The organism is Pontixanthobacter luteolus, from assembly GCF_009828095.1.
GTDB classification, from domain to species: domain Bacteria; phylum Pseudomonadota; class Alphaproteobacteria; order Sphingomonadales; family Sphingomonadaceae; genus Pontixanthobacter; species Pontixanthobacter luteolus.
Genome location: NZ_WTYP01000001.1, coordinates 656325 through 678766, shown reverse-complemented (window position 1 = coordinate 678766; position 22442 = coordinate 656325). Strand labels below are relative to the sequence as shown.

At 59.0% G+C, this 22442-nt stretch carries 23 protein-coding genes; 8 read left to right on the top strand and 15 right to left on the bottom strand.

The window, feature by feature from the left end; translation table 11 throughout:
• Positions 1 to 44: 44 nt before the first annotated feature.
• The 3 genes from GRI43_RS03280 (at position 45) to GRI43_RS03270 (ending at position 3706) form a co-directional block, all read left to right on the top strand.
• Positions 45 to 1799: an N-acyl-D-amino-acid deacylase family protein gene (locus tag GRI43_RS03280; RefSeq protein WP_160729652.1), complete on the top strand. Its 1755-nt coding sequence runs from the start codon at positions 45 to 47 to the stop codon at positions 1797 to 1799.
• On the top strand, positions 1796 to 2620 hold the full coding sequence (locus GRI43_RS03275) for an SDR family NAD(P)-dependent oxidoreductase (RefSeq protein WP_160729651.1): 825 nt from the start codon (positions 1796 to 1798) through the stop codon (positions 2618 to 2620). Before GRI43_RS03280 ends, GRI43_RS03275 begins: the two co-directional genes overlap by 4 nt.
• A gap of 75 nt (positions 2621 to 2695) precedes the next feature.
• Entirely contained in the window at positions 2696 to 3706 is a 1011-nt protein-coding gene (locus tag GRI43_RS03270; RefSeq protein WP_160729650.1) for a zinc-dependent alcohol dehydrogenase family protein, read from the top strand.
• Between the two features lie 9 nt (positions 3707 to 3715).
• On the opposite strand, the gene GRI43_RS03265 is transcribed toward GRI43_RS03270, so the two are convergent.
• The 7 genes from GRI43_RS03265 to GRI43_RS03235 form a co-directional block, all read right to left on the bottom strand.
• Positions 3716 to 4798, bottom strand: a complete 1083-nt coding sequence (locus tag GRI43_RS03265; protein ID WP_160729649.1) for a DUF2855 family protein — start codon at positions 4796 to 4798, stop codon at positions 3716 to 3718.
• Positions 4799 to 4865: 67 nt separating this feature from the next.
• Entirely contained in the window at positions 4866 to 5507 is a 642-nt protein-coding gene (locus GRI43_RS03260; protein WP_160729648.1) for a glutathione S-transferase family protein, read from the bottom strand.
• Positions 5508 to 5511: 4 nt separating this feature from the next.
• Positions 5512 to 6639 carry a DNA polymerase III subunit beta gene (dnaN, locus tag GRI43_RS03255; RefSeq protein ID WP_160729647.1) on the bottom strand — a complete coding sequence of 376 codons (1128 nt, stop codon included), beginning with the start codon at positions 6637 to 6639 and terminating at the stop codon, positions 5512 to 5514.
• Positions 6640 to 6794: 155 nt separating this feature from the next.
• Entirely contained in the window at positions 6795 to 7547 is a 753-nt protein-coding gene (fabG, locus tag GRI43_RS03250) for a 3-oxoacyl-ACP reductase FabG (protein ID WP_160729646.1), read from the bottom strand.
• Positions 7548 to 7563: 16 nt separating this feature from the next.
• On the bottom strand, positions 7564 to 8145 hold the full coding sequence (locus GRI43_RS03245) for a hypothetical protein (protein ID WP_160729645.1): 582 nt from the start codon (positions 8143 to 8145) through the stop codon (positions 7564 to 7566).
• On the bottom strand, positions 8142 to 9080 hold the full coding sequence (gene fabD / locus GRI43_RS03240) for an ACP S-malonyltransferase (protein ID WP_160729644.1): 939 nt from the start codon (positions 9078 to 9080) through the stop codon (positions 8142 to 8144). Before fabD ends, GRI43_RS03245 begins: the two co-directional genes overlap by 4 nt.
• Before the next feature lie 64 nt (positions 9081 to 9144).
• Positions 9145 to 9969, bottom strand: a complete 825-nt coding sequence (locus GRI43_RS03235; RefSeq protein WP_160729643.1) for an LD-carboxypeptidase — start codon at positions 9967 to 9969, stop codon at positions 9145 to 9147.
• A 53-nt stretch (positions 9970 to 10022) separates the two neighbouring features.
• Here GRI43_RS03235 and GRI43_RS03230 point away from each other — a divergent pair, with 53 nt between their 5' ends.
• A complete protein-coding gene (locus GRI43_RS03230; protein ID WP_160729642.1) occupies positions 10023 to 11447 on the top strand; it encodes a glutamate ligase domain-containing protein in 1425 nt (474 codons plus the stop codon).
• Here GRI43_RS03230 and GRI43_RS03225 read toward each other — a convergent pair.
• The 3 genes from GRI43_RS03225 to GRI43_RS03215 all read right to left on the bottom strand — a co-directional run bounded on the left by GRI43_RS03225 (position 11444) and on the right by GRI43_RS03215 (position 14126).
• Entirely contained in the window at positions 11444 to 12106 is a 663-nt protein-coding gene (locus GRI43_RS03225) for a glutathione S-transferase family protein (protein WP_160729641.1), read from the bottom strand. The two genes, GRI43_RS03230 and GRI43_RS03225, sit on opposite strands and share 4 nt — an antisense overlap.
• Positions 12106 to 13056 (bottom strand): DUF808 family protein, encoded by a 951-nt coding sequence (locus GRI43_RS03220; protein WP_160729640.1) that lies wholly within the window; start codon positions 13054 to 13056, stop codon positions 12106 to 12108. Before GRI43_RS03220 ends, GRI43_RS03225 begins: the two co-directional genes overlap by 1 nt.
• 92 nt (positions 13057 to 13148) lie before the next feature.
• Positions 13149 to 14126 carry a patatin-like phospholipase family protein gene (locus GRI43_RS03215; protein ID WP_160729639.1) on the bottom strand — a complete coding sequence of 326 codons (978 nt, stop codon included), beginning with the start codon at positions 14124 to 14126 and terminating at the stop codon, positions 13149 to 13151.
• A gap of 330 nt (positions 14127 to 14456) precedes the next feature.
• On the opposite strand from GRI43_RS03215, the gene rpsF reads away from it, so the two are divergent.
• From rpsF to GRI43_RS03195, 4 genes are all read left to right on the top strand, one after another.
• Positions 14457 to 14822, top strand: coding sequence for a 30S ribosomal protein S6 (gene rpsF / locus GRI43_RS03210; RefSeq protein ID WP_160729638.1), 366 nt, complete (start codon positions 14457 to 14459; stop codon positions 14820 to 14822).
• Positions 14822 to 15046 carry a 30S ribosomal protein S18 gene (gene rpsR, locus GRI43_RS03205; protein ID WP_160729637.1) on the top strand — a complete coding sequence of 75 codons (225 nt, stop codon included), beginning with the start codon at positions 14822 to 14824 and terminating at the stop codon, positions 15044 to 15046. The genes rpsF and rpsR overlap by 1 nt, the downstream gene beginning before the upstream one ends.
• Positions 15047 to 15058: 12 nt before the next feature.
• Positions 15059 to 15712 (top strand): 50S ribosomal protein L9, encoded by a 654-nt coding sequence (gene rplI, locus GRI43_RS03200; protein ID WP_160729636.1) that lies wholly within the window; start codon positions 15059 to 15061, stop codon positions 15710 to 15712.
• A 124-nt stretch (positions 15713 to 15836) separates the two neighbouring features.
• Positions 15837 to 17276: an AMP nucleosidase gene (locus tag GRI43_RS03195; RefSeq protein WP_160729635.1), complete on the top strand. Its 1440-nt coding sequence runs from the start codon at positions 15837 to 15839 to the stop codon at positions 17274 to 17276.
• An 8-nt stretch (positions 17277 to 17284) separates the two neighbouring features.
• Here the strand turns inward: GRI43_RS03195 and GRI43_RS03190 are convergent, their stop codons facing one another.
• Genes GRI43_RS03190 through GRI43_RS03170 form a run of 5 tightly spaced genes read right to left on the bottom strand, consistent with a single transcriptional unit; the run spans position 17285 to position 22406 of the window.
• On the bottom strand, positions 17285 to 18154 hold the full coding sequence (locus tag GRI43_RS03190; protein ID WP_160729634.1) for a hypothetical protein: 870 nt from the start codon (positions 18152 to 18154) through the stop codon (positions 17285 to 17287).
• Positions 18151 to 19056, bottom strand: coding sequence for a 30S ribosomal protein S6--L-glutamate ligase (gene rimK, locus GRI43_RS03185; RefSeq protein WP_160729633.1), 906 nt, complete (start codon positions 19054 to 19056; stop codon positions 18151 to 18153). The genes GRI43_RS03190 and rimK overlap by 4 nt, the downstream gene beginning before the upstream one ends.
• Entirely contained in the window at positions 19053 to 19517 is a 465-nt protein-coding gene (locus GRI43_RS03180) for an ATP-dependent zinc protease family protein (protein ID WP_160729632.1), read from the bottom strand. Before GRI43_RS03180 ends, rimK begins: the two co-directional genes overlap by 4 nt.
• On the bottom strand, positions 19504 to 20562 hold the full coding sequence (locus tag GRI43_RS03175) for a beta-propeller fold lactonase family protein (protein ID WP_235903589.1): 1059 nt from the start codon (positions 20560 to 20562) through the stop codon (positions 19504 to 19506). Before GRI43_RS03175 ends, GRI43_RS03180 begins: the two co-directional genes overlap by 14 nt.
• The gene (locus GRI43_RS03170) at positions 20556 to 22406 is read right to left on the bottom strand and encodes a M2 family metallopeptidase (RefSeq protein ID WP_160729631.1); all 1851 of its coding nucleotides are present in this window, start codon (positions 22404 to 22406) and stop codon (positions 20556 to 20558) included. Before GRI43_RS03170 ends, GRI43_RS03175 begins: the two co-directional genes overlap by 7 nt.
• Positions 22407 to 22442: the final 36 nt, after the last annotated feature.

Sequence of the window (22442 nt, the reverse complement as noted above, 5' to 3'; positions counted from 1 at the left end):
TCTGATATGCTAAAACAGTTGCAAATAAAAATGGGAGAGAGACCATGGCATCATTCGATCTGATCATCCGGGGCGGCACAATCGTCGATGGAACCGGCGAAGAACGCTTTATTGGCGATATCGCCGTCAAGGATGGGCTAGTCGCTCAAATTGGCGATATTCGCGGTGACGCGGCCGAAGAGATTGATGCTGCCGGAATGATCGTGACCCCCGGATTTGTCGACATCCACACACATTACGACGGCCAGGCCACTTGGGATCAGGAAATGGCCCCGTCGAGCTGGCACGGCGTCACAACCGTGGTGATGGGCAATTGCGGCGTGGGATTCGCCCCGGCCAAACCTGACCGGCACGAATGGCTGATCAGCCTGATGGAAGGGGTTGAGGATATTCCCGGAACCGCGCTGGCCGAAGGGATGACCTGGGACTGGGAAACCTTCCCCGAATATCTCGACGCGCTGGAAAAAATGCCCCGCGCTGTCGATGTCGGCACCCATGTGCCGCACGGCGCTGTTCGCGCCTACGTATTGGAAGACCGCGAACAGCCCGGCGCAGTGCCAACCGATGAAGACATCAAGCGTATGTCGGAAATCGTGCAAGAGGGCGTTGAGGCAGGCGCTCTGGGGTTTTCGACCAGCCGCACGGTTCTGCACAAATCGATCGATGGTGAACTGGTACCTGGCACAACAGCCACGGCAGAGGAACTCGTCGAAATCGGACGCGCGATGGGCCGCGCCGGGCACGGTGTGTTCGAAATGGCCAGCGACCTCCAGCGCGACTGGAATGAATTTGGTTGGATGGGCGAACTCAGCCGTGAAACCGGTCTGCCGGTGACTTTCGCCGCACTGGAGTCGATCGCGAAGGAAATGCCGCTCAAGGAACAGATCGCGGCGATGCGAGCGGAAAACGACAACGGCGCAAACATCGTGGCCCAGATCGCCTTGCGCGGAAACGGCATCATCATGGCATGGCAGGGGACCGTAAATCCGTTCGTCTATCGGCCAAGCTGGCAACAGATCGCAGACCTGCCTTGGGAACAGCAGAAAGCGAAGCTGCTCGACCCTGAATTCAAGCGGCAATTGCTTTCGGAGGCGAACGATTACTCGGAAGCTCCCAAGGATATCCTCGGCGTGCTGATGGTCATCACCCAAGGTTGGGCCTTGCAGTACGAAATGGATCCTGATTTCGATTACGAACCGGATGAAACAGCCAGCGTTAACGCACGCGCGAATGCAAAGGGCGTAGACCCGCAGGAATATGCGTACGACATGCTTTGCGCCGATGACGGCAGGGGTTTTATATACCTGCCTATCCTGAATTATGCCGACGGCAATCTGGACTTCCTGCATCCATTGCAGCACGCCGACGACACGGTAAACTCGCTGTCCGATGGCGGCGCGCATTGCGGGACGATTTGCGACGCCGCAAGCCCGACCTTCATGCTGGAACACTGGGTCCGTGATCGCAAGCGCGGTGACCGCATCAGCCTGGAAAATGCAATCAAGCGGCAATGCTGGGATACGGCGCGCCTTTATGGCCTTGAAGATCGCGGTATCCTTGCGCCAGGATATCTGGCCGACATCAACATCATCGATTTCGACAGGATCAAGCTGGGCAAGCCGTGGCTCGCATTCGATCTGCCAGCAGGCGGCAAGCGCCTGCTGCAGAAAGCTGACGGCTATGTCGCCACGATCAAGAACGGCACCGTCACTTTCAAGGATGGCAAGTGGACCGGCGAAACACCGGGCGGCCTGATCCGGGGGCCGCAGCGGGCAGAATTGGCGGAAGCCGCCGAATGACTGCCTATTCGCCTTCCAAAGGCGACTGGGCTGTCATAACCGGCGCCGGGCGCGGAATTGGCCGGTTCCTTGCCCAGCATTTCGCGGCCAAGGGCATGCGGATCTGCGCCATCGACATCGATGCTTTCGAAGCCGAGCAGACTGCACGGCTCTGCGGTGATGGTAGCCGCGGAAGGGGCTGCGATGTGTCCGACCGCGATGAAACATTCGCGGTCGCTGAAAAGCTGATTGCCCAAGGCGTGGAGCCTTCACTTCTCTGGATAAATGCAGGTGTTGGCACCGCCGATACGGTCAGCAAGGCCAAGCCGGAAACGATCGATTGGCTGATGGGCGTCAACGTTTACGGACCGATCAATACCGCTCAGGCATGGCTGCCCGTGCTGCGCGCAAAAACCGGCGCGAAGCATGTCGGAGTGACCGCCAGTTCGGCATCGGTAACGCCGGTCAGCGGGCCTTACACGCTATATTCAACGACCAAGCAGATGACGGCATCAATCGGGGAGGCGCTTGGCGCTGAACTGGCCGAGGACGGCATCGGTGTAACGATTTTGTGCCCGGGTATGCTCAACACGCAAATCTGGAACGCCGCACAGGCACGTCCGGATCGATACGGTGGTGCCCGTAGCGCGCCGGAAGCGGCGGGCGATCTCTGGCGTGCCCAGCCCGGCCCCGAAGTGCTCGCGCAAGGAATCGATACCGTGCTGGGCCGAGGTGGCGGCTGGTGCATCATCCCTACCGAAAAGGACACCGAGAGCAGGATGGAAGCCCGACACCGTGCGCAGCATCACGGCTACTTCCATTACGCAATCGCTGACGATTAAGCCGTCTGACGACTTGATCACGCAAACAATTCGCCCATCCCGACACCCACTGGTTTGAGAAGGAAAAGACCGACGATGAAAGCCATTCGCACAGGTTCCGCGCCCTCTACGCTCGATACACTCACGCTCGTGGAGGTGGACAATCCGGGTGCCCCCGGCCCCGGCGAAATTCGCGTAGCGCTCAAGGCATCATCGCTGAATTATCACGACTATGCCGTGGTCAAGGGGATGATCCCCACCGCTGAAGGGCGGATACCGATGTCTGACGGAGCCGGAATCGTCGAAGCTGTCGGAGACGGTGTGAACGAATACAAGGTCGGCGATCTGGTTGTTTCAACCTTCTTCCCGGATTGGCTCGATGGTACCCCGCCGCAAAGCGCCTTCACCCGGGTGCCGGGTGATGGGATCGACGGCTACGCACGCGAAGTGGTTGTCGCGCCGACGACTTGGTTCACCCGCGCGCCCAAGGGATACGATGCCGCGCAGGCAGCAACGCTGACCTGCGCCGGATTGACCGCATGGCGCGCGCTGTTCGTTGATTATGCATTGAAGCCCGGCGACACGGTTTTGGTTCAGGGCACCGGCGGTGTGTCAATCTTCGCGCTGCAACTGGCCAAGGCGGCGGGCGCGAATGTGATCGCCACAAGTTCGTCGAACGAGAAACTGGAACGGGTCAAGGCGCTGGGGGCAGACCAGGTCATCAATTACAGGGAAACCGAAGCCTGGGGGCCGAAAGCGATGGAATTGACCGGCGGACGCGGGGTAGATTGCGTGGTCGAAGTGGGCGGATCGGGCACTCTGGACCAGTCAATGCTGGCGACGCGCATCGGCGGTCATGTGGCGCTGATCGGGGTTCTATCCGGTTTCGCCGGTCCGGTGCAGACCGCCCTGCTGTTCTCGAAGAACCTGAAAGTTCAGGGCCTGACCGTCGGTAGCCGCAAGCACCAGATCGACATGATTGCTGCTGTTGAAGCCAACGGGATCGCTCCGGTAATTTCCGATCACTTCGCAATGGCCGACCTGGCCGATGCCTTCCGCCATCAAGAAAGCGGCAAGCATTTCGGCAAGATCGTGGTCGACATCTAGGGCGTTCAATCAGGGGTGGATCACGATCCCTTTGGCGGGGTCGACCGATCCGCCCAGCATCGTGACGAACGCTTCGCGCGCTGCATCGATGCCCTCGCGCACATCCATCTCGATCGCGGTACCGACATCGCTCAGGAATTGCTGCCAGCTTTTGGCGATTTCCTTGCCGAAGCCTTCCGGGCCCAGTTCCTTGACCGCCGCAACGGCGTGATCCGGGGCGAAAAACAGGATCGGTTCGGGTCCGGCAAGTTTCCCCGATCCGTCCATGGTGCCGCCGCGAGCCTCGATATGGGTGGCGCCGACGAGGCAGGAATATTTCAGGTTTTCGCCCAGATGATTGTGCAATTGTGCCAGCAATTCGCCATTGCCGGCAAAATCAACCGATACCGACGGAACCTGCGCGATCTTGTCCAGATTGTCGTAGGCGATCACTTCGTCGTACAATCCGGATTGCTCGACGAAGCCGACATTGCCCTTCGATGTCAGTCCGATCCGGCGAATTTTCGGCGACCTGTCCTTGGCAACGCTTGCCAGCCCCATCGCGGTTTTCGATGATGCGCTGGTCAGGATAACGGCCTCTGCACCATGCCAGTTTTCGCGCCGCATGAAGCTTTCGATCAGGAAGCCGGTTTTGAACAACGGGCCGAAGATCATCCGCTCGTTCTCTTTCGCGGGATCATGCTCAGGGTCTGCATCCAGGCGGCTATACTGATTGTAGATCGGGCTCATCGGCTGCCGATGCGCCGCCATGTCCATGAAACCGTGCTTGCTCACCTTGCCCGGCATAACGGTCAGGTGTGTTCCCATCGGCAGGTAACCGTACACCCGTTCCCCCACCTTGAATTCTGGATGGGCAGAATCCTCGACCACCGCATGCCCCCACATCGGAACGATGCCGAATTCGTCCTCGGCAGGGAAGAAATTCCAGTAGCCGAACCGGTCACCCGCAACGGCATAGGTCACATTGTTTGCAGTCACTGCAAAGCTCTGAACCTTCAGGCGAACGGCACCGTCCGGCAAATCCATCTTGGGCAGTTCAACCGTCTTTGCTTCGGTCAGCTTCTCGCGGTTAACATGGACGGAATGCTTCATACGGTCTCTCCTAGGAATTTTCAGAGAGCGTAGCGTTTAGAAACTCTTCATGCGAGGGCCAATCTGCCTAACTTGCAGTAGAACCGCTTTCCATCGGCCACGCGGTGGCGGCCATCGATGCGCGCGTGTGGCACTCTTCCATCCATTGCGGCAAACGTTCCATCTGTGCGATCCCGGCCGCACCGTGGGGTGTCAGCTGCACACCGCGCAGCACCGTGTAGAGGAAAATGTCCGCCATCGAGAAACCGCAACTGGTCCACGCACCATCGCGTTGCAATTCTAGATCCAGAAATGACAAGGTTTTCGCGATGCCAGGCAAACTATCCGAAATCCGCTTGGTATCGAGCGGTTCGCCGGCATATCTGTGCATGATGTATGGCATCACCAGCCCGTGTTCGAACAGCGGGAAGAGGTAGGAATTGGCAATACCGATCCACCGCTCGCTCACCGAGCGCATCAGCGGATCGGAGGGCTGCAAAGCGCCATCATTATGCGCGCTATCGATATAGTTCACGACCGAAGCGGTCTCGTACATCTCTTGCCCGTCCAGATGGACCACGGGCACCTTGCCGAAAGGATGGCGGTTGTCAGGCGAATTGGCAGGTGTCGGCACAACGTCGTGCCGCAGGCCTGCCTCTTCGCAGACGATCTGGATGATCCTGACGTAAGTCGAAACGACCGGTCCGAATATCTGGACCGGCTTTGTCAACGACTTACACCCGCATCGGCATCAGGACATAAAGTGCCGGGCTCTTGTCATCCTTGCGGATCAGGGTCGGCGCGCCTGCATCGGCCAGGTGCAGTTCAACCTGATCGCTGTCGATCTGGCTGAGAATGTCCTTCAGGTAATTGGCATTGAAGCCAATCTCGAACCCATCCGAACCGTATTCCGCAGCGACTTCTTCTGTCGCAGTCCCGTTATCCGGGCTGGTGACAGAGAGGATGACCTTGTCATTTTCGAGGGCCATCTTGACCGCGCGAGTTTTCTCGGTCGCGATGGTCGCAACCCGGTCGACACCCGAATAGAAGGCTCGCGGATCGATTTTCAGCAGCTTGTCGTTACCCGTGGGAATGACACGGCTGTAATCGGGGAAAGTCCCGTCAATCAGCTTGGAGGTGAGAACAACGCCGCCCTCGCCGCCCAGCGTGAAACGGATCTTGCTGGCCGAAAGGTCGATTTGCACGTTCCCGTCCAGCGCTTCTTCCAGCAGCTTGCGCAGCTCAGCCACCGCCTTACGCGGGACGATCACGTCAGGCATCCCTTCGGCGCCCTCTGGCTGGTCGATGGTGAACCGCGCGAGGCGGTGACCGTCGGTTGCGGCAGCTTTCAGAACAGGTTTGTCATCATCCGCCACGTGCAGGAAAATGCCGTTCAGATAATAACGGGTTTCTTCTGTCGAGATCGCAAAACGCGTGCGGTCAATCAGTTCCGCCAGCGTCTTCGCCGGAAGCTCGAAACTGGTCGGCAGATCGCCTTCAACGATTGTCGGGAAATCATCACGCGGCAGGGTCGGGAGCGAAAAGCGGCTGCGCCCCGCCTTGATCGCCATGCGGTTTTCAGCCGTTTCCAGACCGACCTGGCTGCCTTCCGGCAGCTTGCGGGCGATATCGAACAGCAGGTGGGCAGATACCGTGATCGCGCCAGCGCTTTCGACAGAGGCAGCGCTCATGTTCTCAATCACTTGCAGGTCGAGGTCGGTCGCCATCACTTTGACCGATCCGGCTTCGTCAGCCTCGATCAGCACATTCGACAGGATCGGAATGGTGTTGCGGCGTTCGACCACCGACTGAACGTGGGACAAACAGCGCAGCAGCGTAGCGCGTTCGATTGTGGCCTTCATCGCGTCTCAATTCCCTATTGCGCGCGGGTGGCCGGAATCGCCAGCCTGCGCCGGTAAAGTCAGCATTATCCTTAGCGGTGGAGACCCCCGGGGCAAGGTTATAGAGGGGGAAACCCCGATTCCTTGGGGATAAAACCTCTCTGCCGCCCGTTCGCTCAGCCCAGCATCGCCATGCCGCCGTTCACGTGCAGCGTCTGCCCGGTAACATAGGAGGCTTCGTCAGACGCCAGATATGCAACCGCAGCACCGATATCTTCGCCTTCGCCCATGCGGCCCATCGGAATCCGTGCATTCAGCGCGTCCTTCTGCGCATCAGGCAATTCGTCGGTCATCGCTGTACGAATGAAGCCCGGCGCGACGCAGTTTACCGTAACGCCGCGACTTGCGAGTTCCTGAGCCAGGCTCTTGGACATTCCGACAAGCCCCGCCTTCGCCGCTGCATAGTTCATCTGGCCGGGATTCCCGGTGGCACCCACCACGCTGGTAATGCTGATGATACGCCCTTGCCGCGCCTTCATCATCGGACGGGCCGACGCACGCATCAGGCGGAAGGCCGCCTCAAGGTTGACCTTCATCACCTGATCCCATTCCTCGTCCTTCATCCGCATGGCGAGGTTGTCGCGCGTGATCCCGGCATTGTTGACCAGAATATCCATCTTGCCCAGCGTATCGACGGTCGCCGGAACCAGATGTTCGACGCTCTCCGTGTTCGACAGGTCGCAAGTGATTTCGACGTGATCCCCGCCAATCTCATCGTTCAGCTGTTCGCGGAAGGCGCGCAATTTGTCGCCGTTGGAGCCTGACAAGGCAAGGCGTGCCCCCTGCTTTGCGAGGGCGATGGCGATTGCGGAACCGATGCCTCCGCTGGCGCCAGTGACGAGTGCGGTTTTGCCTGAAAGATTGAACACGGGATCGGTACTCCAGTTAGAAATTTGCAAACAGGTCTTTGGCCTGCCGCTTGAGGATGATCATGGTCATCAGCGCGCCAACATCTTCATCGGTGCTCTCGCTGCCGCCGGGGTCAAGCCGCTCGAGGATTTCGCCCAGAAAAACGATGTCATCGTCGTCAGGCATTACCGCCTCGCCCAGTTCAGTGATATCCCCGGCGATTGTCTGTGCAATCGCCCAGAAACGATCTCTCTCGGATGCGGGAATATCGTTGTCGATCTGGCGCAGAATGTCAGCAGCGATCGGTGCGGATTGACGCATGCCGCGTTCGTTCAGCAAGGACATCGAATATAGGAACGCCATTTCCGACGCTTGCTCGGACCACGAGTTTTCGGCTGCGCATGCTTCGATCTGACCTGCCAATACTTCCATTACGCCTTGCGACATCAGGTCTTCGTCAAAGGTCTCAGAACTGAATTCTTCGACGTAGCGGTCCAGTTTTGCTGCTTCAGCATCGCCGCTGACGACAATCGCGCAATCGAGGTTTTCGGCCGCATGGGCCGTGGCCGGCAGGGCAAAAATGCAGGCCGTCAGGGCCGCGGAAAGTCCGAATTTCATGACAGTTCTCCGGCAAGTGCCTCGATATCTTCCATCGTGATGACGATGGAGACTTTGGCTTCACGGTCGATCCGCCCGATCATCGGGCCGAGAACCTTGCCGCCGAGTTCCACGAAATGTTCAGCACCGGCTGCGCGCATCGCCATCACGCTCTCGCGCCAGCGCACCCGCCCGGTCACCTGCTGCACCAGCAATTCCTGAACCTGCGCCGGATCATCGACCAGCGAGGCAGTAACATTGGCATAGAGCGGCACGGCCAGATCCTGTGGCGGCGTTTCGGATAGCGCCTCTGCCATGGCATCGGCTGCAGGCTGCATCAGCGAACAATGAAACGGCGCGGAGACGGGCAGCGGAACGCCGCGCTTGATGCTGTGATCTTTCACCAGTCCGACCGCGCGTTCAATCGCGCCAGTGTGGCCGGAAAGCACGACCTGCGTCGGGTCGTTGTCGTTCGCCAGTTCGCATACTTCACCCTCAGCGGCTGCATCTGCAAGCGCCTGCGCCTTCTCGACGTCAGCGCCCAGCAGTGCGCACATTGCGCCGACCCCCACGGGCACTGCTGCCTGCATCGCCTTGCCGCGCAGTTTGAGCAACCGCGCTGTGTCGGCAAGCGAGAACGCGCCGACGGCACAAAGCGCGCTGTATTCGCCCAGCGAATGTCCAGCCACGCAGCCAGCATTGTCAGCCAGCGAAATGCCGAAATCCTGCTCCAGCACGCGCAGAGTGGCGATGGCATTGGCCATGATCGCCGGCTGTGCATTCTCGGTCAGAGTTAATTCTTCTTCTGGCCCGTCACGCATGATGGTGGAGAGATTTTGCGACAATGCATCGTCGACCTCTTCAAACACGCTGCGCGCGGCGGCGCTGGCCGCAGCCAGTTCAGTGCCCATGCCCACTTTCTGGCTACCCTGTCCGGGAAATACAAAAGCTCGCATTATTCAGATCCCCTCTTCGCGCTGCCGATTGATTGTATGGCGCGCCGATGTTCGTGCCTCGCGCCTATTCGGCGTTGGCGGATCTCGCAAGTCCGAACGGCACGATTGTGTTGTCCGCGTCATGGCCGATCTCCGCATTGCCTAGGAAGGGAATACCGCCCTTTTCGCACCAATACCGCGCTATTTCCTCCGGACTGGCCCCGAATGGGCGGTCATTTTCGGGCACCTCGGATATACGGCCAAGCCGCAGCCCGGCAATACCGCGCAGATGCTGCGTGATATGAAAAAACAGGCGGTCGACCGAATACAGATGTTCCGACACTTCCTCGACCATGACCACATGGCCGCTTAGATCGGGGATCAATTCCGTGCCGACGAGCATGGCCAGCGTCGTCAGGTTGAACGCCGCCGCCGGGGTGCTGTCCAGTGAAGGTTCCAGCCCGCCTGTGCCGCCCTTCAACCAGTCAATGACCCTCAATATCGCCCGATCCCCGCCGGTCCGCCTGATGTCGCCAACCAGAGGTGCGTGAACGCTCTGGCCGATTCCAGCCTTGTGAAGCGCGGCGAGCAAATAGCCATTGTCGGAATAACCAAGATAGCTTTTCGAATGCGCAGCGTGCGTCAGTTGCGGTATTGCCTGCGCAGCAATGCGGTTGGCACCGTATCCGCCCATCGCAAACCAGACCGCGTCAAAAGACGGATCATTCGCGCATTCCAGAAAAGCATTCAGCCGGGCCGCGTCATCACCTGCGAAATGGCCGTGCCGTGCAAAGCATTGCCGGTGAAACACCAGTTCTACCTGGTCATCACTGGCCAGCAGGTCGCGCACAGCGTCCGCCCTATCCTGCTCGAGCCGTTTGCCCGGTGCACAAATCGCAATTCGTATCATTGATGCATCTAGCCAGCTTGCAAGCCGTCACACAACTGCATACCGCACGCTGCATGAGCGAATTCCCCACTTACGAAGAACTGCTGGACCGTCCTTTCTTTTTTTGCGGCATTGGCGGGTCCGGAATGCTGCCCTTGGCGCAAATCCTGAAAGGGCGCGGGGCCAGCGTATCGGGCTCTGATCGCAGCCGCGACCAGGGCCGCTCGCCGGAAAAATTTGCCGCTCTTGAGAAGCAGGGTTTCGCTCTGTTTCCGCAAGACGGCAGCGGCATTACCGTCAGCGATCAGATCCTGGTCGCTTCCGCCGCGGTCGAAGACACCGTGCCCGAGGTGGTTCGCGCCGCAGAACTTGGATGCCTTAGGATGACGCGCGCGGAATTGCTGTCGATCCTGTTCAACACATCGGGTGCAGGGATCGGCATCGCCGGAACCAGCGGCAAGTCCACCGTTACGGGAATGCTCGGGTGGATTCTGCACGCAACGGGCGGCGATCCCACGGTCATGAACGGCGCGGTGATGAAGAATTTCGTCAGCGAAGACCGTCCATTCGCCAGCGCGATCGTCGGCGGGCCCGGCGCTTTTGTAAGCGAAGTTGACGAAAGCGACGGGTCGATTGCGCTTTACCGTCCCGCAGTTGGCATACTGCTCAATGTCAGCCTCGATCACAAAAGCATGGAGGAACTGCGCGCCCTGTTCGGCGATTTCCTCGCCCGCAGCGGGGTCGCGGTCATCAATGCTGACAATGCCGAAGCTCTGGCGTTACTGCCGCGTGCAATCAAGGCACTGACTTTCGGGATCGATCAGGACAAGGCGCAAATCGGCATCGTTCCCGGCAGCATCGCGGACGGACCTGTGCGCCAGGCGGCGACCGTGATCGACCGGCATGATGGAAGCGAACACCCCCTCGTCCTGAACATGCCCGGTAGGCACAATCTATCCAACGCGCTGGCGGCCATTGCCGGGGCAATCGCTGCTGGCGTCCCGGTTGCCAAAGCTGTGACTGCTCTGGCCGGATTTGCTGGCCTGGCCCGCCGCTTCAACGTCATCGGCACGAGCGAATCCGGTATCACCGTGATCGACGATTTCGGCCATAACCCTGAAAAATGCGCGGCAACGCTGCGGACGCTGAAAAGCCATCCGGGACGCGTGATCGCGTTCTTCCAGCCCCACGGATACGGCCCGCTTCGGCAAATGGGGCATGAACTGGCGGATACCTTCGTGGCCGAACTAGGGCCAGAAGATATCACGATCATGTGCGATCCCGTCTATTTCGGCGGCACGGTGGACCGCAGCGTCGGCAGTGAACGGATCATTGAAATGATCGAGGATGGCGGGCGACTGGCTGATCATGTCCCCGCGCGCGAGGATTGCGCCAAATTGATCCAGTCGATCGCCAAGCCGGGCGACAGGATCGTGATTATGGGTGCACGCGACGATACCTTGACCGGATTTGCGGAAAGCCTGCTGAAAGCCCTCTAGCCGATGGCAGGGCCGGTTCCGGCATCCTTCGACGCTGATTCTTCCAGAGCCAGGGCTTTCTGAAAACCGCTACGCCGGGTCATGGCTGTCAGATAGTCTACAACACCCGGGCCGAGATACTCAGCAAGGCCAATCCGGTTCGCGAGGTAAAGCGCATAGCCGACGCAAATGTCGGCAACGGTGAAGCGGTCTGCACACAGAAATTCGCGCGATTCCAGGCGCTGTTCAACCTTCACCAACCGTTTACCGAACCATTTGGCATATGCGTGCCCGGCTTCCTCAAGCCCCTTGCCCTGCTCGAAGCGCGCGAAGCGAAGGTAAACCGTCTGCGGGAACGTGATGGTGGCATCGGCATGGTAAGTAAAATCGAGATATTGAGCATAGTCCGGCTCGTCCGGGCCAACCACCAGCGCATCAGCCCCACTTTTTACCGCGATATAATGCGCGATTGCGCAGCTTTCCGTCATCTTGCTACCGCCATCAACCAGCATCGGGATCGTGCCCAGCGGGTTGATTTCGAGGTATTCTGGCGCCTGAAAGCGCGGCGGAAATGGCAACATGCGCAGGTCCAGATCCGCCCCAGCCTCTGCCGCCGCCCATGTTGCACGAAGGCCCCGAGACCCTTGGCAAGTATAGAGCGTCGGACGCCAATCCTGCATCAGTGAGCGACCTCTTCATGGCCCATCTTGAACACCTTGTGCAGGATGAACACCAGGATTGCTCCGAGCACCAGCCCGGCAATCGCAGACAGGCTTGCGAATGTCAGCCAGCCGAGAATGCCGGACAATGCCCCGGTCGCACCCTCGACCGCGTGCTGCGCAAGCTCTACCGCATGTTCCGGACCTTCGATGCCGAGCTCTTTCAGGCCGTGCAGGATGATTCCGCCGCCCACCCAAAGCATCGCAATGGTCCCGATGAATGACAGCGCGATCAGCAGCTTGGGCATCGCCGCAAGCAGCAGTTTGCCGATATTTTGCGCCGCGACTGAGGATCGCTGTGCGAGATGCAGCCCGACATCGTCCATCTTCACGATCAGGGCGACTGCGCCGTACACCACAATCGTGATCGCGATTGCCACGGCGGCAAGCGCGATACCGCGCTGGAAAATGTCGTCCAGATCGATTTCGTTCAGTGCGATCGCCATGATTTCAGCCGACAGGATCAGGTCTGTCCTGATCGCCCCTGCAATTCGCTGCTTTTCGAATGCGACCGGATCGGTGATCGGGTCCTCGACGGTCTTGCCATGTTTGGCACCGCCAAGTTTTTCGATCACTTTCTCCGCGCCTTCATAGCACAAGTAGGCGCCGCCCAGCATCAGGATCGGAATGATAGCCCAAGGCAGAAATTCGCTGAGCAACAGCGCACCGGGCAGCAGGATCAGCAACTTGTTCCGGAAGCTGCCCTTGGTGATGCTCCATATGATCGGCAGTTCACGCGCCGGGCTGAGCCCGGTGACATAGGACGGGGTCACTGCGGCATCGTCGATCACGACACCGGCGGCCTTGGTCCCGGCCTTGCTTGCAGCAACGCCGATATCATCGATGGAAGCAGCCGCCGTCCGGGCGATAATTGAAACGTCGTCTAGAAGGGCTACCAGTCCGCCGGGCACATTGTTCTCCGAATCCAGTTTATCGAAGAACGGCTTAAAGCCGATTTGGTCCCGGCAAGCTAGGCAGTTCCCTGCTTCGCCACCCGCTTATCTTAGCGGAATTCTTGATGCAGGCTCCGCCGTGGGACAGGAATTGCTGATTTTGCTGGCAACCAGCTTGCGCGCAAACGGCGGCGCGCGCGGCTGAATTCGTCCGTGCGGCAATACTTATCGATGGCGTCGAATACTGCCGAAAGTTCCTGCCAATCATCAAACCCACATGGCTTTGACGCCTGCGCCTGCAGCCGGATATATTTTTCGCCCAGGGCAGAAACTCGGCAATTGCTGTCAACTGTGTGGAGGCCTGCCTTACGGAACATCGAGCGGGTGATGCGTGAGAACGGCCAGGCCCAGCTACGCTCTCCTTCTCCGGATTGACTATCGTTCTGTGCCCGCCCCTCGTTTTCTAGCCCGATCGACAGCACTTCGAATTCGTCCTGACTTATACCGAAATGTTCCTCGGCATAGCACATCGCGGCAGCGGACGGATTGCATTCCGACGATTGCGAGGTCCGGAAACGCCCACGCGCAGGGTGATCCATCGGCTGGAGAATGTGGGGTTCGAAATAGCCCTGCGCACTGCATGCCGCAGCAGCCAGATCGCTCAGCAACATTTCGCTGAACCGGTCATGACGGCCATTGCCTATCTCGATCGTAGCCCACTGGTTCGACTCAGGGTCGGATTGGCGCTCGACACTGACCATCAGTTTTGCACCGGAGCGCGGCATTTCGGACAAGCGCGCTGCACCGAACAGTTTTCCAAGTTCGGCGATCATATGCTGGTGACAATATTTCGCGTTCTCCGCATTGTTGCCGAACATGGCCTCGGCATTCTGGCGATAGAACTTCATGATCTCAGCGATTTCGACACCATTTGCGAGGGCCAGCGCAGTGATCGCGCCCATCGCATTGCCGGCAAACATATCTGCTGCACCAACCAGCTGCCCTTCCGGGTCAAGCTTGTGCATCAGATATGCAGTGCCGGCAGCACCGATTCCGTCCCTGTCGAATGCGACAATCCTGAACGTCATTGCCTGTAAAATCCCGTCGTAGAACCCTTGAACGATTCCCCTCTGCCCGATTCGTAGGAATACCTATTGTATTGATCGGACATGCTGGGCTGATTTTGTTAACCATTTCCGGAGCCAGTTCTGGCCCTGGGCCCGGGATTGATCGGCGCTTTTGCTCCCGGCCAGAATGTGTCCGCGCGGTGTTCGTCGCGCTTTCGGACTTGCTTTTCGGACCAGTCCAGCTATGTGCGCCCATCCGCTGCGAAAGTGGCGGTGTTGAAGAAAGCCGGAGGGGCCCCGCAATGGTGCGGATCAGCCAGCGATCGGCATTACATTGTGAAGGAAGCGAAGATGGCTCTGTATGAGCATATCTTTCTCGCGCGTCAGGATCTGAGCCAGTCTCAAGTCGACGCTCTGGCCGCTACGGCCACCGAGATTATCGAAGCTAATGACGGTAAAGTCACCAAGACCGAAACTTGGGGCCTGAAGAATCTTGCCTACAAGATCGACCGTAACCGCAAGGCGCATTTCGTAATGCTCAACATCGAGGGCCCCGGCTCCGTTGTTGCCGAACTCGAGCGTCAGACCCGTATCAACGAAGACGTCATTCGTTACATGACCATCAAGGTCGACGAGCATGAAGAAGGCCCGTCTGTAATGATGCGCAAGAACGACCGCGACAAGAAGCGCCGGTCCGATCGTGAGGAGCGCAACTGATGGCACGTCCGTTTTTCCGCCGCCGCAAATCTTGCCCGTTTTCGGGTAAGAATGCCCCGAAGATCGACTACAAAGACGTACGTCTGCTGCAGGGCTTCATGTCCGAGCGTGGCAAGATCGTCCCTAGCCGTATCACCGCAGTCTCTGCAAAGAAGCAGCGCGAACTCGCCAAGGCGATCAAGCGTTCACGCCACATCGGCCTGCTTCCGTACATCGTGAAGTAAGGGAGAAAGAACATGGATATCATTCTCCTCGAACGCATCGAGAAGCTCGGCACCATTGGTGACGTCGTAACCGTCAAAGACGGCTATGCACGTAACTTCCTGCTGCCGAACAAGAAGGCCCTCCGTGCTAACGAAGCCAACAAGAAGGTCTTCGAAGCAAACCGTGAGCGTCTTGAAAAAGAAAACGCCGAGAAGCGTACCGAAGCCGAGAAAGCCGGCACCGAAGTCGACGGCACCGAGATCGTTCTGATCCGCGCATCGTCGAACTCCGGCCAGCTGTACGGTTCGGTATCGGTTCGCGACATCTTCAACGGTCTGGCCGAAAAGGGCCACAACGTTGACAAGAAGCAGATCATCCTCAGCGCGCCGATCAAGACGATCGGCATGTTCGACGTGATCGTGCGTCTGCACCCCGAAGTCGAAGTCATCGTGAAGGCAAACGTTGCCCGCAGTGACGACGAAGCCGAACTGCAGAGCCAGGGCGTCGACGTTCTGGCCCAGATGTTCGAAGACGAGCAGAAGGAAATCGAGGAAGCGGCTGCAGCAAATGCCAGCAACCGTGACCCGAGCCTTGAGCCGGGTGAAATCCCTGCCGACATGCTCGACGAAGGCGTTGAAGCCGGAGCCGAGGAAGAAGCAGTCGAAGAAGAAAAGTCCGAAGACTGATCTTCCTGCCTTTGGCAAGACAACAAAGAGGCGCGGCTCCTTCGGGACCCGCGCCTTTTTTGTAACAGCAGGGTAAAATCCGGCTGGCTTTGAAAAACAGAACAGAAGGAGCTATCTCCCAGCGATGAAAACAGTTGAAACTATCCTATCCGAACTCGAACGACTTTATGCCGCCTCCGTCGCGCGTCTGCGCGCTGACGTGATGGCCTTTGGGCGCGATGGCTCGCTGCCCTCGAAGGAACGCCGCAAGGACGGAAGCTATTCCTATCCCGAACTGGTCATGCGCTTCATGGGCGGCGATCAGCCGGAAGACCGCAGCCGCGCATTCGGCCGCCTCAACGCGCCGGGCACCTATTCAACCACTGTGACGCGCCCGGCGATGTTTGCCGGCTATCTGCGCGAGCAACTGGAACTGATCGGCAGCGATTACGACATCGAGCTGGAGGCACGCCCTTCCAAGCAGGAAATTCCGTTTCCCTATGTGCTCGACGGCGATGTGGCGGCGCAGCTGGCCGGGATCAGCCCGCAGGAAATCGCCCGCCATTTCCCCTCGACAGAACTGGCCGACATCGGCGATGAACTGGCCGACGGGATCGAGATCGACGAAAGCGGCGGAACTATCCCGTTGTCACTGTTCGACGGGCTGCGGACCGATTTCTCGCTGGCGCGCCTCGCGCATTACACGGGCACCGCAACCGACCATTTCCAGCGTTTTATCCTGTTCACCAACTATCACCGCTATGTCGATGAATTCGTTGACTGGGCCGGCAAACAGCTGGGCAAAAACGGCTATACGGCGCTGGCCGGTGCCGGGGGCCTGTATCTGGAAGAAGCCACGGAGAACGCCGCCAGCCAGCTGTCGGATACGGCATGGCGCAAGCACCAGATGCCTGCTTACCACCTGGTAGGTGAAGGCCGCAGCGGTATCACGCTGGTCAATATCGGCGTCGGCCCATCCAACGCAAAAACCATCTGCGATCACCTCGCGGTCCTGAGGCCAGAGGCATGGCTGATGATCGGCCACTGCGGCGGCCTGCGGCCCACGCAGAAGATCGGCGATTACGTTCTGGCCCACGCGTATCTGCGTGACGATCACGTGCTTGACCCGGTACTTCCGCCCGAAATTCCCCTGCCCGCAATTGCAGAGGTTCAGCAGGCGCTGGCCGGCGCGGCAGAGCAGGTCAGCGGCGAACACGGCGCGGACCTGAAAAAGCGGATGCGCACAGGCACCATCGTCACCACGGACGACCGCAATTGGGAACTGCGCTACACCACCAGCGCAAAGCGGCTGTCGCTCAGCCGCGCTGTCGGTATCGACATGGAAAGCGCCACCATCGCCGCGCAGGGTTACCGCTTCCGCGTTCCCTACGGCACGCTGCTATGCGTTTCGGACAAGCCGCTGCACGGCGAAATCAAGCTGCCGGGCCAGGCCAACAAGTTCTACGAGGAAGCGATCAGCGCCCACCTCCAGATCGGCGTGACCGCCTGCAACCTTCTGCGCGAAGAAGGCAACCGCCTGCACTCACGAAAATTGCGCGCGTTCAACGAACCGCCGTTTAGGTAGATCTCAAACTAATACCCAAACTGTGCCTTGGCGGCTTCCACATCGTGGCGCTCAACCGTCACCAACGATGTCTTCGTTTCGCGAGTCCCGTCAGGATTTGTGACGACAGCATTCGTGCGCATCGACATCTTTATGACCGACCCTGTAGGTTCCAGATCAAACTCCATCCGGATCGAACCCTGGAAATCGGTCTGTGCAGCGTCACTTTCTGCTTGCTCGCGCGATAGATCTTCGTCGAGCATTTGGGCAAGGATCAAGGCATTCTTTGCTTCTTCCGCGCGGGCTTTCTGCTGATCAATCGACAGAACTACAAAGTAACCTGTTCGCGGCGCAGCCAATCGCTCCAATATGCCGGGAGAGCTCGCCATAGGGTGTGAAAATTCAGCACCGGCTTCCAGACGTGGCATACGCAGATCGAATGCTTCAATCTGGTCCAATATCGAATCCGGATCACAATCGACCCGATAAGGGAACCCACCACCGTGGGTCCAATGGCCGCATGCTTCTCGCGGAATGTTCCGTTGCGTCAACCACTGGTCGATTCGTGATTTGACGCTGTCGACATCAAGCAACTCGAGCGATCCGTCAGGCCTTTCCAGAACATCCGCCGGAAAATACCAAAATTTTGTTCTGGTATTTCCCGCCTCATCGCGCGGCAAATCATACCGGAGCACAACACCGTCATCAGTGTTCCGCATGACTGTTTCGATCAAAGACTGCTGGCCGCTGGAGCTGCTGTTTGAGCCGCCATCGGAACTCACCGATGACCTCTCGTACACTAGCTGAAGCCAGCTGGCGCGATCAGAACCCGCATTCGCCTGCGCTGCAAAAGGAATTGCGGAGACAATTACCGCTGAAAGAAAAAGGTAAAACCTCACCCCTTACCCTTCGTCTTGGTCTTACCCGCCTTCGCATTGCCCTCGATAAATTCGATAATCTGACCAGCAATATCCTTGCCGGTCGCGTTTTCGATGCCTTCCAGGCCGGGTGAGGAGTTTACTTCCATGATCACCGGGCCGTGATTGCTGCGCAGCAGATCGACGCCGCACACGTTCAGGCCCATTACCTTTGCCGCGCGCACAGCGGTGCTGCGTTCTTCCGGCGTGATCTTGATCAATTGCGCGCTGCCGCCGCGGTGAAGGTTGCTGCGAAACTCGCCCTCTGCGCCCTGCCGCTTCATAGCGGCGACAACCTTGCCGCCCACGACCAGACAGCGAATGTCCGATCCGCCCGCTTCCTTGATGAATTCCTGCACCATGATCGCGATGTTCGCGCCGCGGAATGCCTCGATAATGGACGCCCCGCCCTTCAGCGTTTCGGCCAGCACCACGCCGATGCCCTGTGTACCTTCGAGCAGTTTGATCACAACCGGCGGGCCGTTGACCGCCTTGATAATCTGCTCAGCCTGCTTGGGATCATTGGCATAGGCTGTCAGCGGCAAACCCAGACCGTATTTCGCCATGATCTGCGTGCTGCGCAATTTGTCGCGGCTCCGCCCGATGGCAACGCTTTCATTGAGCGGCCACACTCCGCCCATCTCGAACTGGCGCAGAACCGCCAGACCGTATGCCGTGATCGACGCACCGATACGCGGGATAACCGCATCATATTTGCCCAGCGTTTCACCCTTGTACATGACAGTCGGACGGTGGCTGGCAATGTTGACGGTGCAGCGCGTGGTGTTGAGGATGTCGAGCGTGTGTCCGCGTTCCTCGGCCGCCTCGACCAGACGCTTGTGCGAGTAAAGGTTCGGGTTGCGGGCGAGCATTGCAATTTTCATTTGAGAATCCTTTGGCGCTCTTCCGCGCTGGACTGGAGGTAACTTCTGCCTGAATTGACGAGGAACCGGCGGCGCAGCGCGGTTCTGCCAATCAGGATCGGGAATTTCATGTCGCTGCGATCAGCAAGGCTGAATTCGGCCGCAAACCGTTCGGACCCGATTTGCAGGTCCGTCTTGATGACATAGCGTTCCTGCGCCTCGCCATTGGAACTGGTCACGGTGCGCCGGTCCGCATGCGGTACCTCTACGGTAACCGCCTCGCTTTGCCCACCGCCTACGTCCAGCTGGAAGCGGATCCAGCGGTGTCCGTCGCGGTCAAAGCGTTCGATGTCGGTTGCGTGCAAGCTGGACGTGCGTGCGCCGGTGTCGATCTTTGCCGGTATCCGATGGCCCGAAAGGTCCGGCAATGAAACCATTTCACGCCAGCCGACCACTGCTTTTTTCGGATCAATCTGCGCCATGTGCACCCGCAGACAGGATGGCCAAACCGTCCCCGCCGTCGCCCACCTTGATGCGCCTGAGCAAGGTGCCTGAAGCATAATCGATTTCAGCCACGGTATCTGTACCGGTTTCAGCGACGTAAACGCGCTGTCCATCATCCGACCACAGGATCGTGACCTGAAACCGGGTTTGCGCCTCCTCCGGGCTTGAAACGGCAATCGTGCGGACAGGCTCGCCCGTTGCGACGTCGATCACAGTCAGCGAGCCGTCGGCCAGGTTCGAAGTGACGGCGACATCGCCCTGGGGCCGTATCGCAAGCCGCAATGGGAAACGCCCGACATTGATTTCGCGGCGCACGTTCAGCGTCATCGGCTCCAGCTCAATCGCCGTGTCTGAGCCTCTCGCTGAAACCCACAGGACCGTTCCATCGGGTGACAGATCGATCCCTTCCGGTTCTACTCCCACCACGGCACTGCGCGGCGCGCGGCGCGTGAGCAGGTCGACCAGCGTGACCGTGCCGCTGCCCAAATCCATCGTCCATGCATGGCACGCATCGGGCGATACGGCGAGCATGTGGCTGCCATCCTTGCCAGTAGAAAATTCGAACGTTTCCGGCTTCGGGCCGACCGGGTCTTTCACCCGGAAGATCGACTTGCGGCCTTCTGCGGTCACATAGATATCGCCATTATCATGCCAGACGATCCCGTGGGGGCGCGCATTTTCGCCCAATTCGATGCTCGCGGCTTTTTCAAGACCGGCAGTGGCGAGAATATCGACGCGGGTACCAGCATAGCAGGCGACAGCAAGGTGAGTGCCATCGGGAGATAGCGCCAACTCATGCGGATTGGCGCAGGTTTCCACCCGGCGCATTTCCTTGCCGCTTTCCAGATCGATGACCGACAAATCGTTGCCGCGCTTATTGGTCACATACAGCGTATCGCGCGAAGCATTCGCATCATGCGCAGGTACAAGCGTCGCCGGGGCGCACGCGCTCAGCAGCACGGCTGGCAGGGCTGCCGCAATGCAGCGCCCTGCCCCCGCATCCCGCAAGGGTCGCCTTACCATCCGGTAGGCTGGCCTTCGTTTTGTTCGTCGAGCCATGCCTGCAGCGGCGCGAAATATTCGACCAGCGCCTTGCCGCTCATCTGCCTTTCGCCGGTGAAGGCTTCCAGCGCATCAGGCCAAGGCTTGCTAGCGCCCATTTCGAGCATCGCGTTCAGGTTTTTGCCGACTTCCTCGTTGCCATAGAACGAACAGCGGTGCAGCGGCCCTTCCCATCCGGCCTGATCGCAGGCTGCCTTGTAGAACTGGAATTGCAGAATGCGGGCGAGGAAATAGCGGGTGTAAGGCGTGTTGCCGGGGATGTGATATTTGGCGCCGGCATCGAACGCATCCGCAGGCCGGTCGACCGGCGGAGTGATGCCCTGATATTCTTCTTTCAGGCCGTGCCATGCCTCGTTGTACTGCTCCGGCGCGATTGAACCATCGAACACACCCCAGCGCCATTTGTCGACCAGCAGGCCGAACGGCAGGAATGCAATCTTGTCCATCGCCTGACGCAGCAGGAGACCGATATCCTTGTCGGCGCCAGGCACGTCTTCCCGGTCGAGCATATCGATCTGCACGAGATATTCCGGAGTGATCGACAGTGCGATCATGTCACCGATAGCTTCGTGGAAGCCATCGTTTGCGCCGTTCAGATGCAGGAAGTCCTGTTCCTTGTAGGCGCGCTGGTAATAATTGTGGCCCAGTTCGTGATGGATCGTGATGAAGTCATCGGCATTCTTCTTGATGCACATCTTGATCCGGATGTCGTCCTTGTTGTCGAGATCCCACGCGCTTGCATGGCACACGACTTCGCGGTCCTGCGGTTTGGTGAACTGGCTGCGTTCGTAGAAGGTATCAGGCAGCGGTTCGAAGCCGAGCGAGCTGAAGAATTGCTCGCCCACCTTGACCATGTCGACTTCGCTGTAGCCCTTTTTCTCGATCAGATCGGTCAGGTCGTAGCCGACATCGCCGGCACCCTCCGGCGCGACCAGCGGATAAATATTGCCCCATTCCTGCGCCCACATATTGCCCAGCAGATCGGCACGGATCGGGCCGGTCGCGGGCTGCACAGCATCGCCGTGATGCTGGTTCAGCTTGTTACGGACATAGGTGTGAAGCGAGAGGTAAAGCGGCTTAACCTCCTGCCACATACGTTCCAGATCGGCGGAGAATTCCTGCGGCGGCATATCATAGCCTGATCGCCACATTGCGCCGACATCGCTAAAGCCCAGCTCCGCCGCGCCTTCATTGGCGATCTCGACCATGCGGGCGTAATCGTCTTTCATCGGCGCGCCGACATTGGTGTGCCAGCTGCCCCACATTTCGGCGAGCTCTTCTGGTGTCCGCTCGACATTGCCCATTTCGGCTTCAATGTCGGAACCGTTGATTTCCTCGCCGTTGAGCGTGCCCTTGCCCTTGCCGTACTGGCTGTTGAGCCGGGTCGCGATTTCGTTGAGTTCAACCGCAGCGCCCTCTGTCGTCGGTGCTGGCAGGACAATGCCGTTGCGAAGCATGTCGAGCTTGCGTGAAACTTCTGGATCGAGCCCGTCGATGGTCGCGTATTTCGCCGCTTCCAGCGCATATTTGACTGACATTTCGGTGCCTTCTGCACCGGAGGCAGCAGCCAGCGCATCGGTATCCTGCGTGATATAGGTGGCGTTGATCCAGTAAATCTTGCTCGCTTCGACGATGTAATCAAACATCTCGCTTTCGGCCATTGCCACGAACTCGGCCGCCCCTTCGGGGGTCATCGGAAAGGCAGTCTGTTCAGCCATCTCGGGTGCTTCGGCATGGTGATCTGCCATGGCGGGAGTGGCGAGCGAGATAGCGAGCGCGGATAGCGCGACGGATGCGAATTTCATGATGTCAAAAGTCCCCAATTCTCAAACCGGTTTCAG

Coding starts and splice junctions, on each gene's coding strand:
- GRI43_RS03280 (WP_160729652.1), top strand. CDS start 45: ATGGCATCATTCGATCTGATCATCCGGGGCGGCACAATCGTCGATGGA.
- GRI43_RS03275 (WP_160729651.1), top strand. CDS start 1,796: ATGACTGCCTATTCGCCTTCCAAAGGCGACTGGGCTGTCATAACCGGC.
- GRI43_RS03270 (WP_160729650.1), top strand. CDS start 2,696: ATGAAAGCCATTCGCACAGGTTCCGCGCCCTCTACGCTCGATACACTC.
- GRI43_RS03265 (WP_160729649.1), bottom strand. CDS start 4,798: ATGAAGCATTCCGTCCATGTTAACCGCGAGAAGCTGACCGAAGCAAAG.
- dnaN (WP_160729647.1), bottom strand. CDS start 6,639: ATGAAGGCCACAATCGAACGCGCTACGCTGCTGCGCTGTTTGTCCCAC.
- GRI43_RS03245 (WP_160729645.1), bottom strand. CDS start 8,145: ATGAAATTCGGACTTTCCGCGGCCCTGACGGCCTGCATTTTTGCCCTG.
- fabD (WP_160729644.1), bottom strand. CDS start 9,080: ATGCGAGCTTTTGTATTTCCCGGACAGGGTAGCCAGAAAGTGGGCATG.
- GRI43_RS03235 (WP_160729643.1), bottom strand. CDS start 9,969: ATGATACGAATTGCGATTTGTGCACCGGGCAAACGGCTCGAGCAGGAT.
- GRI43_RS03230 (WP_160729642.1), top strand. CDS start 10,023: ATGAGCGAATTCCCCACTTACGAAGAACTGCTGGACCGTCCTTTCTTT.
- GRI43_RS03225 (WP_160729641.1), bottom strand. CDS start 12,106: ATGCAGGATTGGCGTCCGACGCTCTATACTTGCCAAGGGTCTCGGGGC.
- GRI43_RS03215 (WP_160729639.1), bottom strand. CDS start 14,126: ATGACGTTCAGGATTGTCGCATTCGACAGGGACGGAATCGGTGCTGCC.
- rpsF (WP_160729638.1), top strand. CDS start 14,457: ATGGCTCTGTATGAGCATATCTTTCTCGCGCGTCAGGATCTGAGCCAG.
- rpsR (WP_160729637.1), top strand. CDS start 14,822: ATGGCACGTCCGTTTTTCCGCCGCCGCAAATCTTGCCCGTTTTCGGGT.
- rplI (WP_160729636.1), top strand. CDS start 15,059: ATGGATATCATTCTCCTCGAACGCATCGAGAAGCTCGGCACCATTGGT.
- GRI43_RS03195 (WP_160729635.1), top strand. CDS start 15,837: ATGAAAACAGTTGAAACTATCCTATCCGAACTCGAACGACTTTATGCC.
- rimK (WP_160729633.1), bottom strand. CDS start 19,056: ATGAAAATTGCAATGCTCGCCCGCAACCCGAACCTTTACTCGCACAAG.
- GRI43_RS03180 (WP_160729632.1), bottom strand. CDS start 19,517: ATGGCGCAGATTGATCCGAAAAAAGCAGTGGTCGGCTGGCGTGAAATG.
- GRI43_RS03175 (WP_235903589.1), bottom strand. CDS start 20,562: ATGGTAAGGCGACCCTTGCGGGATGCGGGGGCAGGGCGCTGCATTGCG.
- GRI43_RS03170 (WP_160729631.1), bottom strand. CDS start 22,406: ATGAAATTCGCATCCGTCGCGCTATCCGCGCTCGCTATCTCGCTCGCC.